The sequence below is a fragment of the Sulfurovum sp. MH2-6 genome (assembly GCF_058374785.1).
Window position 1 is genome coordinate 384,204 of sequence record NZ_CM178170.1, and the last position, 18,506, is coordinate 402,709.

An 18,506-nucleotide genomic window follows, 5' to 3' on the forward strand; every position below is an offset into this window, starting at 1 on the left:
GGTGCAGTGGCTCCGCTTTGATTGCAAAGGAAAGAAATGTATGCATTAAATAGTCGTTTTTCAAAGAAAAACAAACCGTCACTCCTCACTCTTCACTCTTCACTCTTCACTCTGATCATAGCACTGCTATTATCAGGTTGTGGTTACAAACCCTCATCACATGCCATTAAAAACAGTTTTTCGGAGAATGTCTCTGTAGAGGTCATTGTAGACAGGGTGGAGCCTGAAAATGCACCTTTTATCAAAGATGAGATGAACCGTATGGTCTATACCCGGTTCAAGGGGCGTGTTGTACCAAAATCAATGGCTCAGAACCATATACGCATTACCTATGACGGGAGTACCTTGACACCGCTTTCCTATGAAGACGGTTATGTCACGCGTTATCAAGTCAATCTGAGTGTCAAATTTGAGATGGTGACCAAACAGGGTAAAGAGACCAAAACGATTCATACGATCGATCAAGCAGACATTCATGTCAGTTCTTTGGATGCTTCAACACTGAGGATAGAAGCGATTCGCAGAGCATTGGCAAAAGCATTGGATGAGTTTTTGGCCTATGTCAGTGCAAAAGGTACATTAAGTGCCAAGGACTCCAAGGATTAACGCGGTGTCCTTACTAACTTTTTTAGATGCCAAACCTCTCTACTACAAAGAGATAGACCATGAGCGGGTACATATCGCCTATGGGTTGCTCAAACCTCATATCTCGAGACCAAAAACCGTACATGTCGTGGGTACCAACGGTAAAGGTTCAACAGGCCGTATGTTCGCCCATCTGGCATACAAAAGCGGGCTCAGGGTAGGACACTATACCTCTCCTCACATTATCAGCTTTAATGAACGTATCTGGATAGATGGAGCGTATGCTTCTGATGAAGTCTTGGAAGAGGCACATCAAAAGCTCTACGGGATTTTGGGGCAGGAGATGAGTGAGGCACTCAGCTATTTTGAGTATACGACACTCCTTGCATTTGTTGTCTGTGAAGCGTGTGATCTTATGGTACTTGAAGCAGGGCTTGGCGGAGAGTTCGATGCGACCAATGTGTGTGAGAAGGAGCTGAGTATTATCACTCCCATAGGGCTAGACCATCAGGCATTTTTGGGGCAAAGGATCGAAGAGATCGCAACTACCAAGATCAACAGTATACAAGACCGTGTAGTGTTGGCACCGCAACCCTTTCAGGAAGTGGTTGAGGTGGCGCAGAAGCTCACAGAAGAGAAAGGTGCAGAGCTCTTTTTAAATAGCATTTACTGCAGTGGGCATGAGGCATTGAAAGATCAGCTGCAACAGATCGCAGCGCATCAGTCATGGGGTGCATACCTGGTAGAGAATGCCATGGTGGCGCTGGAAGCCCTGGATATCCTGGAGATACCTTATGATATCGATGATCTCAAGAGCGTAGAGCTTTTTGGACGTTTCTATCGTTTGAAAGAGAATATTCGTATCGATGTCGGGCACAACCCTCTGGCCGCACAAGCGATCGTCAAAGCGATGGAGCCTGAGACGATACTCATCTATAACTCACTGGATGACAAAGATTATGAAACTGTTCTGCGTACACTAAAACCAAAGGTAAAGCACGTCGAGATCATCAAGATCAACTCTCAGCGTGCAACGACACTGGATGAGATAGAACAGGCATTGCAACGTGTCGGACTGGAGTATCGTTATTATAATGGCAAGATAGAGCGTGATGAATACTATTTGGTGTTTGGCTCATTCTATGTAGTTGAAGAATTTTTAAGAAGTATGGAAAGTGATGTATCAGAGTAATATCTACGAATATTTAGAAAAGCTTAGTGAAGAGAAACTTCTTATCTGTAAGGATGATAAAGAGGCGATCCAGGTACGGGATGTGGCAAATCTGCTTGGATTTGAGAGTTATCTGCTGCCGGATATCCGTGTAAGTGCAGGGGAGGATCTTCGTACCTATGATGAGGAGATACATACACTTTTTATCACCCTGGCAGCGTATCATCAAAGCGGGCATAAAAAAGTACTGATCTCTCCATTTCGTACCCTTCTGATCCCTTTTCCCAAACCGGAATATTTTGGAAACCATACGATAGAGTTTGGTGATACCCTTGATCTTACTGCACTCAAAGAGAGACTCTATCACTGGGGGTATCATTTTACGGATATCGCAGCAAGCAGCGGTGAGGTCTCTTTCCGCGGTGATATCATCGATATTTTCCCGATCGATGCCGATCAGCCTTATCGTATCGGACTTTTTGATGAAGAGGTAGAGACGATACAGCACTATGATGAGGCGACACAGAAACGTATCCTGCCTAAAGAGGGAGAGGACGAGCTTGATCATGTCACGTTCTCGCCTACTTTCCTGGCACTGGACCAGGCAGAGTACGAGGGGCTCAAAAGCAGGGTGGAGTCGAGTAGCTATGATACCTTTGTCAAAGATATCGATTCACTTGGATTGTGGCATCTGGAGGCGCTTGGGGAGAGTGCACTGGAGCAGTTCAGCCCTGTTTTGACCTCAAATCTGGATGAGGAACTGGATGAGATCTATGAGTTGGATCAACCTCTGATCCCCAGAGACTCCTTTGATCTCTCAATCATTGCCGAGAGTAAGAAGTATCGCGACCTTGAGGTGGCCGATCCCAATAAACTCCTAGAGTCACACCAGGATAAAAAGATCACGATCCTGGCTAAAAACGAATCGATCGTTCGCGGAAGCGAACTGTCTAGTTTTGAGGGGATAGAGTTTGTCTATCAAGAGGGTATTGTCAACCTGATGGGGCCGGACAGGCTGATCCTTTCACTCAACAAACCGCTCAAACGTAAAAAGGTCAAAAAGGCAACGATCGTTCTTGATGAACTTAAACCGGGTGACTATGTCGTACATGAGAACCATGGGGTGGGTATCTTCAAAGGGATAGAGAAGCGTGACGTGCTGGGGGCAGTCAGCGAGTTTGTCGTGATGCATTACCAAAATGAGGATTCGCTTTTGATCCCGGTGAGTTCCCTGGAGGTGATCGACCGTTTTGTCGCCGACAGCGGTACACTTCCCGTACTTGACAGGCTCGGGAAAACGAGTTTCAAAAAGCTCAAAGGGAAGGTTAAAGAGAAACTTTTTGCTATCGCTTCACAGATCATCAATCTCTCCGCACAGCGTCATCTAAAAAGAGGGATCGTCCTTAAAACAAATCTGGAAGAGCATGCGATCTTTATGGCGAAAGCGGGCTTTGTCCACACCGAAGACCAGGAGCGTGCGATCCATGAGATGCTGGAGGATCTTGGGAGCGGGCGCATGATGGACAGGCTGTTGAGTGCCGATGTAGGGTTCGGTAAGACAGAAGTAGCGATGAACGGGATGTATGTGGCAGCCAAAAACGGTTACCAGTCGATGATGATCGCACCGACCACGCTGCTGAGTGCACAGCACTATAAATCACTCAAAGAGCGTTTCAGAGAGGAGGAGATAAAGGTAGCAAAGCTGGACCGTTTCTCTACAGCCAAACAGAAACGCGAAGTGCTTGCCGGACTTGAAGACGGATCGATAGATGTGGTAGTCGGGACCCATGCACTGCTCAAGGCGAAGTTTAAAAATCTGGCACTGGTGGTGATCGATGAAGAACATAAGTTCGGTGTGAAACAGAAAGAGGCACTCAAAGAGATCAGTATCGATGTGCATCTCCTCTCGATGTCAGCGACCCCGATCCCAAGAAGTCTCAATATGGCGATGTCACAGGTGAAGACTTTCTCGGAGATCCTTACCCCTCCGGTTGAGCGTCAGGGTGTACGTACGTTTGTAAAGAGTTATGATGAGAAGGTGATCAAAGAGGCGATCCTGCGTGAGCGTCGCCGCGGTGGTCAGATCTTTTATGTCTTTAACTCGATCGCAGCAATTGAGGATAAGAAGAAAGAGCTTCTGGATATCCTTCCTGATCTGCGTATCGCTGTACTGCACTCCAAAGTCTCTGCCAAAGAGACGGAAGAGGAGATGATGAAGTTTGAAGAGGGGGAGTATGATCTGCTCCTCTCCACTTCGATCGTCGAATCGGGGATCCATATGCCGCATGCCAACACGATGATCGTGGATGGTGCGGACAACTTCGGTATCGCAGACCTGCACCAGCTGCGCGGACGTGTCGGAAGAGCTTCCAAAGAGGGGTATGCCTATTTTGTTGTCACAGATAAAGAGCGTTTGACCGAACAGGCAAAACGAAGACTGCTTGCACTGGAGTCGCATTCCGATCTTGGCAGCGGTGCAGTATTGGCCTTCCATGATCTTGAGATCCGAGGAGGGGGAAATATCATCGGAGAAGCACAGTCCGGTCATATCAAGCAGATCGGATACTCACTCTATCTGCGTATGCTGGAAGATGCGATCAAAGAACTGAGCGGCCAGGATAAAGAGGTGACGCAACATGTCGATATGAAGCTCAATGTCGATGCCTACCTGAATGAAGAGCTCATCGAAGAGGACAGACTCCGTCTTGAGCTCTACCGCCGTCTTTCACAATGTGAGAGTACCGGAGAGGTCTATGAGATCAGCGCTGAGATCGAAGACAGGTTCGGCAAGCTTGACACAGTGACCAAGCAGTTCATCGATGTGATCGTGATGAAGGTACTTGCACGCGTGAGAGGTATCTCAAAAGTCTCTTCTTATGGTGAGAATGTCTTTATAGAATTTACAGAAGAGGGGAAAGATAGGGTGGTACTGAAGTCTCCTAGTAAGGACGATGATGATATTATCGCAACTGCGATGGGATACCTGAAAGGTTTGTAAGGGATCTTGCTACCCTAAACGTATCAAGTTGAGAAGAGTACTTCCTTCCACAACATTTTTATTATCATTGAGTTGTAAAGGGAAGTGGTGTGTGTCGGTAGGTTTCCGTCCCGGGAGAGACGGAAGTTATAAATTAGAATATCACCTCTACGGCTACATAGTTTGTCTCGTGTTCTCCATTTGTACCGACAAGGCTACTTGTCATATCCACAGAGTAGTGCTTGGTTTCATCAAATTGTGTTGAGGACCAATATTCACCGTTCGCCCATTCCGGAGGCGTACCGTTTTCCGGAGTCAGGTTCGTACCGCCCTCAAACGCATCCCAGATCGCTACAAGGTCATCATAAGTCGGGTTGATCTCTCCCTCAGGATTATTGTCAATCTCGGTGGCAGCCTGTAGTCCATATGTCTCAGCTCCAAATGTAGGTAGTGCGACATTATACTCTTCCCCTGTCTCTCCTAGTAACGTTGCATAACGGTAGATGTCAGTCGTATCACCATTATAATCATCTCCCTGATTACCATCAACATCATACATAAAAATAGCATCCAGTTCATCATGGGTAAACATATCATCACCATCAGGATTGCCGTTCTCGATACCTAGGCCATCTCCGTCTTTATCCCAATAGTAGTAGTATTTACCATCTACATAAACCGGGTTGATCAGTTTGCTGCCATCATCAAGGATAATGACCGGAGGAGGAGTGGTGTCGACACTATAGTTTGCAGAAGCGGTGGTTCCTGTATTACCTGCCTCATCAGTGTATGTATCATCCAATGTGATGACATTTGTTGTATCGGTGATGTTCGCCGTCGGTGTGAATGTACCCGTCCAGGTTTTTCCTCCATCAGAACTTGTCATTTCCGATAAGGTTCCGTTTTCTATGAGCACATCATCACCGCTGGCAAAGCCCACAACCGGTTCAGAAAATGTGATCGTGACGGTTGTTGTCTCACCGATCGTGAGTTCCGTATCGTCCATTGTGATGGTCGCAGTCGGTGCCTCTGTATCAACTTCTAAACTCTTGCTATCTGTATTTGTACCCACATTGCCGGCTGCATCGACGACACGTGCCTCTACCGTGTAGGTACCGTCTGCCATGGTGTTGGCAGTGTTGTCATAACTCCAATGCGTTGCATCACTCTGCGTTGCATCCATCCATGTAGCTCCACCGTCAAGGGAGACCTGGACTTTTTCACCATCACCAAGGGCTGTATTTGTACCGCTGAATACGAGGGTATTATCAGCCGTGATAAAGTCACCTGCTGCGCCCGTATCGTCAGCAATTGCTGTGATAGATACATCAGAAGTAGGCGCTGTCGTATCAACTACCACATCCTGGCTGACAGGGCTTCCTGTATTGCCTGCTGCATCGATGACACGTGCCTCTACCGTATATGTTCCATCTGGCATGGTGTTGGCAGTGTTGTCATAACTCCAATGTGTCGCATCAGTTTTAGTGGTATCCGTCCATGTGTTTCCGCCGTCAAGGGAGATCTGAACCTTTTCACCGTCACCGAGGGCTGTATTTGTACCGCTGAAGACCAAGGTATTGTCAGAGGTGATAAAGTCACCAGCAGTAGCAGTATCCTCATTGATACCCGTGATCGCTACAGTAACAGAGTCAGGTGCCTCTGTATCGACTACGACGCTCTGACTGTCGGTGTTCCCCACATTGCCGGCTGCATCGACGACACGTGCTTCTACCGTGTAGGTTCCGTCTGGCATGGTGTTGGCAGTGTTGTCATAGCTCCAATGCGTCGCATCAGTTTTAGTGGTATCTATCCATGTGTTTCCGCCGTCAAGAGAGATCTGTACCTTCTCACCGTCACCGAGTGGATCGTTCGTACCGCTGAAGACCAAGGTATTGTCAGAGGTGATAAAGTCACCAGCAGTAGCAGTATCCTCATCGATACCGGTGATCGCTACTGCAACAGAGTCAGGCGGTGTCGTATCGACTACGACGCTCTGACTGTCAGTGTTTCCGACATTTCCGGCTGCATCGATGACACGTGCCTCTACCGTGTAGGTACCGTCTGCCATGGTGTTGGCAGTGTTGTCATAGCTCCAATGCGTCGCATCACTCTGCGTTGCATCCGTCCATGTCACTCCACCGTCAAGAGAGATCTGTACTTTCTCACCGTCACCAAGTGCTCCGTTCGTACCGCTGAATACGAGGGTATTGTCAGAGGTGATAAAGTCACCAGCAGTAGCAGTATCCTCATCGATACCGGTGATCGCTACTGCAACAGAGTCAGGCGGTGTCGTATCGACTACGACGCTCTGACTGTCAGTGTTTCCGACATTTCCGGCTGCATCGATGACACGTGCCTCTACCGTGTAGGTACCGTCTGACATGGTGTTGGCTCTGTTGTCATAGCTCCAATGCGTCGCATCACTCTGCGTTGCATCCGTCCATGTCACTCCACCGTCAAGTGAGATCTGAACCTTTTCACCGTCACCAAGTGCTCCGTTCGTACCGCTGAAGACCAAGGTATTGTCAGAGGTGATAAAGTCACCAGCAGTAGCAGTATCCTCATCGATACCTGTGATCGCTACTGCAACAGAGTCAGGCGGTGTGGTATCAACTACGACGCTCTGGCTGTCGGTGTTTCCGACATTTCCGGCTGCATCGATGACACGTGCCTCTACCGTGTAGGTACCGTCTGCCATGGTGTTGGCTCTGTTGTCATAGCTCCAATGCGTCGCATCACTCTGCGTTGCATCCGTCCATGTCACTCCACCGTCAAGTGAGATCTGAACCTTTTCACCGTCACCAAGTGCTCCGTTCGTACCGCTGAAGACCAAGGTATTGTCAGAGGTGATAAAGTCACCAGCAGTAGCAGTATCCTCATCGATACCTGTGATCGCTACTGCAACAGAGTCAGGCGGTGTGGTATCAACTACGACGCTCTGGCTGTCGGTGTTTCCGACATTTCCGGCTGCATCGATGACACGTGCCTCTACCGTGTAGGTACCGTCTACCATGGTGTTGGAAGTGTTGTCATAGCTCCATTGCGTACCGTTCTGGTCAACATCCGTCCATGTCACTCCACCGTCAAGTGAGATCTGAACCTTTTCACCGTCACCAAGTGCTCCGTTCGTACCGCTGAAGACCAAGGTATTGTCAGAGGTGATAAAGTCACCAGCAGTAGCAGTATCCTCATCGATACCTGTGATCGCTACTGCAACAGAGTCAGGTGCATCTGTATCGATGGTAAAATGTATTGTGCCACTCTCCACACTGTTGCCAGCCGCATCGGAAGCAGTGACGCTAATAGCATGTGAACCTTCATCTAATGGTATGGTCGGTGTAAATTCATAGTCTCCGTTGGCATCTGCTGTCACGGTACCAAGTACAACAATACCGTCTTTGATCATAACCGTTGCGTCTGGTTCTGTTTTACCGCTGATGGTAGGGGTAGTATCATCGGTAATGGCATTTTCGGTGATTTCCCCAATGACCGGCGCAACATCGTCTGTGATAACCATGGAGACAGAGTCCGGAGCTGTAGTATCTACTGTGAAATTGGTTGTGTCACTGTTGACACTGTTGCCTGCTGCATCTGTTGCTGTTACGGTGATAGTATGTTCACCTTCATTCAGAGGTATCGTCGGTGTAAATTCATAGTCACCATTACTGTCTGCTGTTACCGTACCGAGTTCCGTATCTCCATCTTTGATCGTAACGGATGCTCCCGGTTCGGTAGTACCGCTAATAGTCGGTGTCGTGTCATCTGTAATGCCGTTATCAGCGATCTCTCCAATGATCGGAAGCACATCATCAGTGACAACCACTGAAACGGCGTCCGGAGCTGTAGTATCTACTGTGAAATTGACAGCAGGGCTGTGGTTGGTACCGCCATTTTTGGTATAGGTGATACTGTGGTCTGAACCGTTAGCAAACTCGGAAGTCGGAGTAAAGCTCCAGCTTCCGTCAGGATTTGACGTGGTTTCACCTATTTTGATACCGTTATCATAGATCTCAACAAGCACGTTTTCAGGTACACTTCCTGCCTCTCCTGAGATTTCAGGCTGCGTATCGTTTGTTGTGTCATTATTGTGGATCTCTCCTATAACAGGTGCAACATCATCATAGATGATAGGTGCATCGGCAATGCTTGCATCTACGGTGGTTGTACCCGGCGTACTTTCATTGCCCGCAGCATCTGTTGCTGTCGCTTCGATGACTGTAGCATCAGGGATAGGTTCATCCGGTGTATAGCTGAAGTACCCGTCCTGACCTGTTGTCGTAGTGCCGATCGGGTTTCCGTTTCCATCAGTAATGGTAATGAGAGTTCCCGGTTCAGCTGTACCTGAAATGTCACTTCCGTCAGTCAGATCAAGGATCGGAGCATCCGGAGCTACGGTATCTATCTCAAAAACTCCTGTAGATTCCGGAAGGGCATTACCCGCCGCATCCTTCGCAACAGCTGTAACATAGTATTGCCCATCAGGAAGCTCAGTATCCGGGACAAATTGATAATTCCCATTGTAATCTGCTTGAACAGTTCCTGTTAATATGTCCTGACCTGCGCTGTTTTTAAACGTAATCGTCACATCTGCACCTGCTTCTGTATTCCCTTTGATAGTCGGTGTATTGTCATTCGTAGCAGGGATACTCGCAGTGCTGTTCACTGTACTGCTTGTCTCTGTATCGATAATGATTTCATCAGGTTCTTTATCGTCATTATAAACAGATATCGTCAGGTGATCCGGAGGCGTGGTATCTTCTTCACCACCGCCACCGCCACCACCGCCGCCTGCAGCAGCAGCGATCGCACCGACAGCGAGTGCACCAAGGATAATAGGAAGCCAATCGGTTTCACTCTCTACAATGGTTTCTCCTCCGAGACTGTAGTAAGATGCTTCCGGATTTGCTCCCTGTGGAATGTAATTGTAGTACTCACCGTTCTCTGCAGCCCCGATCAGACTAGAATCATGATCAAAGTACTCTTCGATGATGATATCTGCAGTGTCATCAGTGTCGTTGGATCTCTTCTCTCTTTTTCCGATTTTAATTTTGAGGTTTTTGCCGTCCCTCATCACATAGATTTCATCGGGAGCCACTCCCTTGGTCATATCTTTCAGCTCATATGACTGACCTGATTTCGCTTTGATAACCAAAGGTCTGCCGCTGCCTTCTGCCACACTGTTGCTTGAGATAACATTTTGTCCCTCTTTGACAATGATTGTAATTGCTCTACCCATTTTTCAATTCCTCTCTAGTATTATTGTTTAGTGTGTATCGTTTTGTATACCGATGATCTCTACGCTGACCCGTCTGTCTGGTGCCAGGCACTCGATAAGCTCTGCCGTCGGGGTATCGCCTATACATCCTTTGGTGACAGGATATCTCTCTCCCATCCCTCTCGCTTCCATACGGACGCCCGGGTTGATTCTCTTCAGGCGGTTTGCAACTGTTCTTGCCCGTGCATCAGAAAGATCATTATTGTACTCGTTCGTTCCTATACGGTCGGTGTGTCCTTCGATACGGATCTTCTTGATATTGACATACCCCGCTTTGATTTTTTTAGCAAGTGCATCGATCGTATTTTTTCCTACCTGAGACAAGGTTGACTGATTGAAGGCAAACAGGGTATCGGCATTGAGCTCGATATATTCCGATCCGCAATAGGGCTTGTAACGGTTCATCGCATCTGAACGGTTCGTAATGCTTTTACTCATACCTTTCGTTTTTTTGATAGCGAAAGTTCCGTTTCTCTTCTTATAGACCTCCACGTAGAGAATCTCTCCTTTGGGAGCAATGATAGAGTGTTTTGTAATATTCGAACCGTTCTTGATATGGATAGTCACTCTTCTGGGGCATGACCATGACTGTGCATACTGATTTGGCATCAATGCACCCACGATACGGTCTTCGAGCCATACTGTAGGAACGTCAGCTTTGCTGCCTCCTTTCCGATAAAAAACGATCAAAGCTTCATGTTTTAAATCACCTGGCGCTGTAAAACCAATGTTTTGTTTTTGGACTGTTTTTGTATGTGTTGCACACCCCAAGATACCGAACATAAAGATCAGAGTAAGTGCCGATCTACCGATTAATTTTTTCATATTGTTTTTCCTCCCATAAGGTTATGTATACAAAAGAGGTTTTTGTATACATAACCTTATCCATCCCCTGCGTTGTAGAAAGTTGGCTGAAGTTTTTAGTGAGAAAAATCTCAGCCAACCTGCCTGGTTTTTTGACCGTATAAGTGCTATTAAAAAGAGTGTTGATGCTTAACAATAATATGATGTGGTGATAAAATAGATGAGATAGGTTATGTTTTCCTCTTCCCCATGATGCCTCCCTTTTCCCTATAGTTCAATGGATCTAAGTCCGAAGATAAAATCTGTTTTTTACTATACTAAACTAATACTTTCCAGGATCTGTGTTTAACGCAATATTTAAACTACCCTCCACTTATCTAAGCGGAGAGTAATGGTTGATTATGCCATAAAACCGCTAGTAGCAGAAGTAGCAAGACCAAGCGTAGTGTCAAGTAGGTTATCAACCAAACCAAGTGTGCTACCTACAGTACCAAGTACTGTATCGTTCACTACAAAGTCAACTGCACCAACAACAGTGTTCACTGCAGGCAATACAGTACCATTCACTAGGTTATCAGCGATGATCGTTGTGTTATCAACTGCAGCATCCGCAACCAATAAAAGGTTTACAACATCAGCAGTGATCGCTGTTGTAGCAACAGAAGTAGCAACATCCAACACATGGTCAACAGAAAGAGCCAGGTTCGCAACATCGTCAACTACAACATCACCAACAGTAGCCACTGTATCTACAGTGTGAGCCACTGTACCAACCAAACTTCCAACGCTTCCTAGTAGGTCCCCTAACTGTAAGCTATCAAATACGTAATCCATGAAAATCCTTCCTTATTCATATATAGTTTTAGTATACAAAAAACGCATACGGGTCATTATACAACCAAATAAATTAAAAGTCAACGTTATATATGTCATTAGCAAACGATATCAAAGAAATGGTATTGATGAATATATATTTAAAGAAAAGATTAAACGAATTTGAGACTAAAAACGATAGGAGATTTCCGTCCCGTGGAGAGACGGAAGTTAGGGATTAAAGGATCACCTCTACGGCTACATAGTTTGTCTCGTGTTCCCCATTTGTACCGACAAGACTACTTGTCATATCCACAGAGTAATGCTTGGTTTCATCAAATTGTGTCGAGGACCAATATTCACCGTTCGCCCATTCCGGAGGTGTACCGTTTTCCGGAGTCAGGTTCGTACCGCCCTCAAACGCATCCCAGATCGCTACGAGGTCATCATAATAAGGGTTAATCTCCCCGCTAGGATTATTATCAATCTCGGTGGCATTCTGTACTCCATAGGTATCTGCTCCGAATGTAGGCAGTGCTACCTGATATCCTCCCAGCTCAGCATAACGGTAGGTATCGGTGGTATCGTCTAGATCAGCAGGTCTTTCATTACCATTCTCATCATAGATAAAGATCGCATCAAGTTCATCATGGGTAAACATATCATCACCATCTGGATTGAGATTAATAATACCTTCACCATCCCCGTCTTTATCCCAATAGTAGTAGTATTTACCGTCTACGTAAACCGGATTGATCAGTTGACCATCGTCACCAAGGTCGATGACCGCAGGCGGTTCTATGGTAAATGTCGTAGAGGTAGTGTCAGTGTTACCTGCTTCATCCGTAGCAGTAGCGGAGATGGTATGCAGGCCCACCTCTAACGGTGTAGGAGGTGTAAATGTATAGTTGCCGCTCCCGTCTGCCATGACTGTACCCAGTACGGTGTCACCATCTTTGATCGTTACTGTTGCATCGGGTTCTGTTTTCCCGCTAACGGTAGGGGTGGCATCATCGGTCGAGCTGTTGTTGGAAATCGGTCCCGTTTCATCCCCCTCATTATCGGTCAAGGTCATAGTAATCGTCGGATCGACGGTGTCTATCGTGAAACTGGTAGCAGGACTTGCACTCCCCCCGTCTTTTGTATAGGTGATCGTATGATCTCCTTCGGCAAGATTGCTTGTAGGCGTCAGACTCCAGCTGCCGTCGGATTCTACAGTTGTGGTTCCCAGTGATGTAGCACCGTCAAATACCTCTATGGTAGAACCTGCATTAGCGGGATCCAGGACACCTTTGAATTCAGGTCTGGCATCATTCGTAGTATCACCGTCAGAGACAAGTCCAATAAGTGGTGCCACATCATCGTAGACGATCGGTGCATCTACCAAAGCCGCATTGACAATTGTCGTACCCGGTAAGCTTTGATTCCCCGCAGCATCTTTGGCTGTGGCAGATATCACTGTCCCATCAGGAACCGGGGTATCCGGTGTAAAGATAAAGTTACCATAATCATCAGCAGTAGTTGTCTCAGTAACAATGCCTGTACCATCATTGTAGCTGATAGTGACCGTACTTCCCGGTTCAGAAGTACCAATAATTGGACTTCCGTCTGTCGGTTCCAGTTCTGGAGGATTCGGGGCTGTCGTATCTACAGTAAAAATAACTGATGACACAGTGGTGTCATTTCCGGCAGCATCTTCTGCGGTCACTAAAATATGATGTGGCCCTTCATTCAGTTCTTTGTTTGGCGTAATCGTATAGTTGCCCTCATTATCTGCTGTAGCGGTACCCAGCAGATTTCCGCCATCATCTTTGGCCGTGACGGTAGCACCCGGTTCTGTCGTACCGCTGATTATCGGAGTCGTATCATTGGTTTCTGTCCCTGATGTGATCTCTCCTTCTATTGGAGCTTCATCATCAGTCAATGTAACTGTCAGCTTATCCGGAGCTGTGGCATCTCCTCCACCGCCGCCACCGCCACCTGCAGCAGCAGCGATCGCACCGGCACCAAGCGTACCGAGGATGATAGGAAGCCAATCTGTTTCAGTCTCTGCAACAAGCGTTTCCCCTCCAAGGCTGTAGTAGGATGCCGCAGGGTCTGCTCCCTGAGGAATGAAATTGTAGTACTGACCGTTCTCTGCAAGTCCGATCAGGCTACAATCATGTTCAAAGTACTCTTCGATAATGATATCTGCAGCCTCATCACTTTGGTCAGACTTTTGCGCATGTTTCGTTTTTTTGCCGATTTTTATTTTGAGGTTGTTCCCATCCCGCACTACATAGATCTGATCGGGCGCGACCCCTTCTGTCATATTTTTCAGTTCATATGATTGACCTGATTTCGCTTTGATGACCAAAGGTTTACCGCTGCCTTCTATCACACTATTGCTTGAAATAATGTCTTGTCCCTCTTTTACAATGATTGTAATCTCTTTACCCATTTGTCATTTCCTCTCTAGTATTATGGTTTAGTGTGTATCGTTTTGAATACCGATGATCTCTACGCTGACCCGTCTGTCAGGTGCCAGACACTCGATAAGCTCTGCTGTAGGCGTATCACCAAGGCAGCCTCTTGTTATCGGATACCGCTCTCCTCTTCCTGTGGCTTCGATATAGACACCAGGGTTGATTCTCTTCAGACGGTTAGCAACCGTTTTGGCACGCGCTTCTGAAAGTTTGTCATTATATTCGTTCGTCCCTATACGGTCCGTGTGCCCTTCGATACGGATCTTCTTGATATTGAAATACTCTGTTTTGAGTTTTTTAGCAAGTGCATCGATCGTACTTTTCCCTTCCGAAGACAATGTTGACCGGTTGAATGCAAACAGGGTATCGGCATTGAGCTCGATATATTCCGATCCGCAATAGGGTTTGTAACGGTTCATTGCATCTGAACGGCTTATGATGTTTTTACTCATACCTTTTGTTTTTTTGATTCCGAAAGTTCCGTCTCTTTTCTTGTATACCTCCAGGTAGAGAATCTCTCCTTTGGGAGCAATGATAGAGTGTTTTGCAATATCTGAACCGTTTTCAATATGGATAGTCACTCTTCTGGGGCATGCCCATGATTGTGCATACTGGTTTGGCATCAATGCACCCACAATGCGGTTTTCTAGCCATACCGTCGGAACATCGGCCTTACTGCCTCCTTTCCGATAAAAAACGATCAAAGCTTCATGTTTTAAATTACCTGGCGCTGTGAAACCCAGATCTTCTTTATGGACGATTTGCTTTTGTGAAGTACATCCTAAAATACCGAACATTAAGATAACAGCAAGCACCGCTCTACTGGTTAATTTTTTCATATTATTTATCCTCCCATAAGGTTATGCATACAAAAATCTTTTTTTGAATGCATAACCTTATACCCTTCATATCTCTTTGTTAGAAAGTTGGCTGAAGTTTTTATTGAAAAAATCTCAGCCAACCCGCTTTACTGTTCGCGCTTATTGAGTGCTATTAAAAAGAATATATACGTAACATAAGAATAATATAATGTGATATATAGATGAGATAGGTTATATTTTCCCTCTTCCCCGTCTGTTCTCCCTCTTCCCCGTTATGTGTACCGGATATAAATCCAAGTGATAAAATCTGTTTTTTACTATACTATATTAAAAACTTTATGATCATTGATCAACTCGATACTAAAACTACTCTCCTTTTATTGAAGAGGAGAGTAGTCGTTGATTATGCGATTACAGCGTTTGCACTAGCTGTAATATCAGGCATAGCAAGTCCACTTACAAGTCCACCCGCAAGTCCAAGTGTTGTATCTAGAACAGCATCAACCAATCCAAGTGTGTCACCCACAGCATCAAGTACGATGTCGTTCACTGCAAGATCAACGATACCAACAACAGTGTTAACTGCAGGTAATACTGTACCGTTAACAAGGTTATTCACAATAAGTGTTGTGTTGTCAACTGCAGCATCTGCAACCAATAAAAGGTTTACAACGTCAGCAGTGATCGCTGTAGTAGCTGTCGCAGTAGTCACATCCAAAACATGGTCAACAGAAAGAACCAGGTTCGCAACATCGTCAACTACAACATCACCGATAACAGCAACTGTATCTACAGTGTGTGCAACTGTGCCAACCAAGTTCCCAACGCTTCCTAGCAGATCTCCCAAATGCAAGGTATCAAGCACATAATTCATAAAAATCCTTCTTCTAAATATAGTTTAGTATACAAAAAACGCATACGGGTCATTATACACATAAATAAATTAAACAAAGTTATGTCTAACATTATATAACGCAATAAAATGAAAAGTGTGTTTCTATAGAAATGATCCTGGAAAACCGGAAAGAGGGCGTTAGTATAGAGGCTCTATTACCATAATATCCTATATCAAAAAGATACCAGAGAAAAAGAACAATCTTTTACGCAAAAACTATAGAAAAACGAGTTTGCTCTTGTGAATAAGTGTAAATAATATCATAAGGTTCTTGCGTTGATTTTAAGCTTTTTGATTTTTGTATATGTTATAATTAAAATAATAAGTACATAAATAGAATTGTGGCTAATATGGTAAGAGAAAAAGGGGAGAGGTGAGAAATATTTGTTTGGTTTTGATTATTGGACTTACCAATATAGTATATGCAAAAAACTCATATCATATCAGTGATTTGGTTTCTATGGTGATCAAAAATCATCCAAGTATCAAAATGCAAGAGTATATGATAAGAGGTGCTGATGCACAGGTTGAAAGTGCAAAATGGAACTATTTCCCAACAGTCTCTTTTAGCGCGAACCAAGGGGTAAATAAAGATAAACTATGGGATGGTACTGCTGTCGTTTCTCAGCCTATATGGACCGGCGGTAAGTTGGATGCCAGTTATGATATGGCCATCGCAAATAGAGATAATTCAAAATCGGGTTTGGGAGAAAGCGGATATACACTGGTAGATACGTTATTTAACTCTCTTAAAACGTATTTACAAACCAAAGGGAATATCAAGGCATTAACAGAAGGGCAAGATCAGCTGAACATCCTTAAAAACATGCTTGCTAGACGTATCAAAGCAGGTGTCTCTTCACGCTCGGATATGGAGCTTTTGAAGGCAAGGCTCTTTCAAATGCAGACGGATATCAATTATGCAAAAGCGAGTATGCAGGCATCCTTATCCCAAATAGAACTTTTGACGAATCATGATTTTAAAGGGGTATTGGAGGTTGACAATAAAATATCTTTTGACTTTGATTCTTTAGACAGTTTGATAAAATCGATGATGAAAACGCATCCTACGCTCAAAAAATATGATGCGTTAATCGACTATGCCAAAGCGGAAAAATCAAATGCTAAAGCAGTTTTAATGCCCAACGTCTCTTTAAAAGTGGAAAGAGGGGTAGGAAGCAATGACTACTACTATAATGATTCTACAGGTGAAACAAGGGTTTATGTGTCCGTTGATGCCTCCTTCGGAGCCGGGCTTTCAGCTGTCTCCGGGATAGAGCAGGCAGAAGCAAAAATCATGCAACTTAAACAAGAGAAGCTCTCCACCCAGCAAGACCTTATCAATAAGATCATGCTCGCCTATAATGACTATATCTCCTCCTCAAACCGGGTTCAGTCACAATCGGGTTCGATCTCTTCCTCCGAGAAAGTTTTTGAGTCTTATACCAGACTCTTTTTGGCGGGTAAAAGACAGTGGATGGACCTGGTGAATACCTCCAGGGAGTTAACACAGAACAAAATGGCATTTGCCGATACCGAATCTACCCTTCTGGTCTCTGCATATCAGCTTCTGCTTTTGAGCGGTAAGAGTGATTTGAAAAAGATGATACCTGAGCAGAAAACCAAACAAACCACACCGTCTGAAGATACAGATAAACTCTTTATCCCTTCTATGGATATCATCGCTGATGCAGCGCAGCAGAAAGAGTCTCCAAAGAGAAGTAAACAGGCACATGCAGCGCAGTCAGGGATGACAAAAAGAGTAGTCAGAACAGAGAGAATGCGTCCAAAAACTTTGAAAGCGGAAGGGTTGAAAGATCTGAATGCCGCGATGGAACGTGAAGCTGCACAAGAGAAAGCAGAAAAGATCAGACTGGCGAAAGAGAAAGCTGCAGCAGAAAAAGCAAGAGTGGCAAAAGAGAAAGCTGAAAGAATCAGAGTAGCAAAAGAGAACGCGGCAAAAGCAAAAGCAGAAAAAGCAGCCAAAGAGAGAGCTGAAAAAGAGAGACTTGCACAAGAGAAAGCAGAAAAGATCAGACTGGCGAAAGAGAAAGCTGCAGCAGAAAAAGCAAGAGTGGCAAAAGAGAAAGCTGAAAGAATCAGAGTAGCAAAAGAGAACGCGGCAAAAGCAAAAGCAGAAAAAGCAGCCAAAGAGAGAGCCGAAAAAGAGAGACTTGCACAAGAGAAAGCAGAAAAGATCAGACTGGCGAAAGAGAAAGCTGCAGCAGAAAAAGCAAGAGTGGCAAAAGAGAAAGCTGAAAGAATCAGAGTAGCAAAAGAGAACGCGGCAAAAGCAAAAGCAGAAAAAGCAGCCAAAGAGAGAGCCGAAAAAGAGAGACTTGCACAAGAGAGAGCCGAAAAAGAGAGACTTGCACAAGAGAAAGCAGAAAAGATCAGACTGGCGAAAGAGAAAGCTGCAGCAGAAAAAGCAAGAGTGGCAAAAGAGACTGCTTCAAAAGAAAAAGCAGAGACACAACAGAGAGAGAGTGCACATCCAAAATATTATGTCCAGTTTGATATAGAGTTGAACGAAGAGATGAAACATCAATTGAAAAAACATCACCTTAAAATCCTGCGGACAAAAGACGGTCGCTATCTGATAGGTGAATATAATCGTGCGGTTGATGCACTTGCAGCGACTAGAGAGGTTAAACAAATTATTCATGATGAAGCATATATTGTTAGACAATAAAAATTATG

At 45.2% G+C, this 18,506-nt stretch carries 10 protein-coding genes; 4 read left to right on the forward strand and 6 right to left on the reverse strand.

Annotated features, from left to right (window positions below; genetic code table 11):
* Positions 1-36 precede the first annotated feature (36 nt).
* Genes lptE through mfd form a run of 3 tightly spaced genes read left to right on the forward strand, consistent with a single transcriptional unit; the run spans position 37 to position 4,754 of the window.
* Entirely contained in the window at positions 37-606 is a 570-nt protein-coding gene (lptE, locus tag AC4JOV_RS01915) for an LPS assembly lipoprotein LptE (protein WP_229936809.1), read from the forward strand.
* Positions 607-610: 4 nt separating this feature from the next.
* Complete coding sequence (locus AC4JOV_RS01920; protein WP_229936808.1) at positions 611-1,777, forward strand: bifunctional folylpolyglutamate synthase/dihydrofolate synthase; 1,167 nt, start codon at positions 611-613, stop codon at positions 1,775-1,777.
* Entirely contained in the window at positions 1,764-4,754 is a 2,991-nt protein-coding gene (gene mfd, locus AC4JOV_RS01925) for a transcription-repair coupling factor (RefSeq protein ID WP_229936807.1), read from the forward strand. Before AC4JOV_RS01920 ends, mfd begins: the two co-directional genes overlap by 14 nt.
* 133 nt (positions 4,755-4,887) lie before the next feature.
* Here the strand turns inward: mfd and AC4JOV_RS01930 are convergent, their stop codons facing one another.
* The 6 genes from AC4JOV_RS01930 to AC4JOV_RS01955 all read right to left on the reverse strand — a co-directional run bounded on the left by AC4JOV_RS01930 (position 4,888) and on the right by AC4JOV_RS01955 (position 15,728).
* Positions 4,888-9,969: an Ig-like domain-containing protein gene (locus tag AC4JOV_RS01930; protein ID WP_229936806.1), complete on the reverse strand. Its 5,082-nt coding sequence runs from the start codon at positions 9,967-9,969 to the stop codon at positions 4,888-4,890.
* Between the two features lie 27 nt (positions 9,970-9,996).
* Complete coding sequence (locus AC4JOV_RS01935; RefSeq protein WP_229936805.1) at positions 9,997-10,833, reverse strand: OmpA family protein; 837 nt, start codon at positions 10,831-10,833, stop codon at positions 9,997-9,999.
* A 378-nt stretch (positions 10,834-11,211) separates the two neighbouring features.
* Complete coding sequence (locus AC4JOV_RS01940; RefSeq protein ID WP_229936804.1) at positions 11,212-11,589, reverse strand: hypothetical protein; 378 nt, start codon at positions 11,587-11,589, stop codon at positions 11,212-11,214.
* A gap of 274 nt (positions 11,590-11,863) precedes the next feature.
* On the reverse strand, positions 11,864-14,065 hold the full coding sequence (locus AC4JOV_RS01945; RefSeq protein ID WP_229936803.1) for an Ig-like domain-containing protein: 2,202 nt from the start codon (positions 14,063-14,065) through the stop codon (positions 11,864-11,866).
* Positions 14,066-14,092: 27 nt separating this feature from the next.
* Complete coding sequence (locus tag AC4JOV_RS01950) at positions 14,093-14,929, reverse strand: OmpA family protein (RefSeq protein WP_404820146.1); 837 nt, start codon at positions 14,927-14,929, stop codon at positions 14,093-14,095.
* Between the two features lie 385 nt (positions 14,930-15,314).
* Positions 15,315-15,728 (reverse strand): hypothetical protein, encoded by a 414-nt coding sequence (locus AC4JOV_RS01955; protein ID WP_229936802.1) that lies wholly within the window; start codon positions 15,726-15,728, stop codon positions 15,315-15,317.
* Between the two features lie 451 nt (positions 15,729-16,179).
* On the opposite strand from AC4JOV_RS01955, the gene AC4JOV_RS01960 reads away from it, so the two are divergent.
* Complete coding sequence (locus AC4JOV_RS01960) at positions 16,180-18,498, forward strand: TolC family protein (protein ID WP_229936801.1); 2,319 nt, start codon at positions 16,180-16,182, stop codon at positions 18,496-18,498.
* The last annotated feature ends 8 nt before the right edge of the window (positions 18,499-18,506 follow it).